The organism is Nocardioides sp. CPCC 206348 (assembly GCF_048654705.1).
Lineage (GTDB): Bacteria > Actinomycetota > Actinomycetes > Propionibacteriales > Nocardioidaceae > Nocardioides.
The window spans coordinates 1-334 of record NZ_JBMCZA010000172.1; the positions used below are offsets into that span (position 1 = coordinate 1).

Consider the following 334-nt stretch of genomic DNA (forward strand, 5'->3'; position numbering starts at 1 on the left):
TGGCCTCGTCCCACCCCGGGGTGCCGAGGAACAGCACCCTCTCCAAAGGCGTCTCCTCGACCACCTCCTCGACCACCTCCTCGACCATCGCCCGGTAGTCACTGGTCTTGAACTCCGTCGCGGACACCAGGAGCTTCACACCCGCCTGCTTCAACACGTACGCCAGCTCGTGGGTCCGGTAGGCCGGGTTGATGCTGACCAGGATCGCGCCGATCTTCGCCGTCGCGTACTGGGTGATCGTCCACTCCGCACAGTTCGGGGCCCACATCCCGACCCGGTCGCCCTTGACGATCCCCGCGCGGATCAGTCCGATCGCGAGGTCATCGACGGCCGC

1 protein-coding gene is annotated in these 334 nt (G+C 66.8%); it reads right to left on the reverse strand.

What is annotated here, in order from left to right; genetic code table 11:
- On the reverse strand, window positions 1-334 hold a 334-nt coding region (locus ACOADB_RS13565; protein WP_378599431.1), incomplete at both ends, for an AMP-binding protein.